General features: G+C 65.0%; 2 pseudogenes. Both read left to right on the forward strand.

The annotated features are described in order from the left end of the window. Window positions 1–297, forward strand: a pseudogene (locus ABD323_RS42975) (hypothetical protein); the annotation flags it as partial. 189 nt (window positions 298–486) lie between these two features. Continuing rightward, window positions 487–692, forward strand: a pseudogene (locus ABD323_RS42980) (LppU/SCO3897 family protein); the annotation flags it as partial.

Genomic DNA, 692 nt, shown 5'->3' on the forward strand with positions numbered 1-692 from the left:
CGCGACACCAAGGCCGCCGAGCAGACCACCGCCGACTACCGCGACGGCATCCTGCACATCACCACCGCACCGGCCAAGAACCGCATCCTCGGCAACACCGGCGCCATCGAGGTGACCGTCCAACTGCCCACCGGCTCCCGCATCGTCGGGGACTCCAACAGGATCTCGTCCACAGCCATCGCTGCGTCCTCTCGTTCCGGAGGGAGGAATGTCCTCCCCCTCGGACGGACCAACGTGACGACTCATCAGCAAGTCACACCCAGCGACTCCGTCCACTCAATCGAGCGGATTCGCTAAAGCGACACATGTTCACGCGATCTTGTGATCCGACAAATCGGGCGGGGCGATCACGGTTGGATGTCCTTTCCCCCACCCGAGGGGAACTGGCTTCCGGATGCGGCTGACCTGCCGATACCTTGCACCGTTCACTTCAGCCACATCAGTCACATTCGGGGGATTCCCTTGTCCACTCCGCCTCCTCAGCAGGTGCCGTACGGCGCTCCGCCCGTCGACCCCACCGCTGGCATTCCGGCTCAGCCGTTCGAGCAAGCCCAGCAGTTCCAGCAGGGGCTGCCGGCCGGTCCGTTCTGCCGGTTCTGCGGGTCGGCCCCTGCGGTGGAGGCCACCATCCGCGGGCACCAGGGCTTCCTGGTGATCATGAAGTTCCTCAAGCTTCAGGGGCCGTTCTGCCG

Source organism: Kitasatospora nipponensis, from assembly GCF_039528135.1.
In the GTDB taxonomy this organism is placed as follows: Bacteria; Actinomycetota; Actinomycetes; order Streptomycetales; family Streptomycetaceae; genus Kitasatospora; species Kitasatospora nipponensis.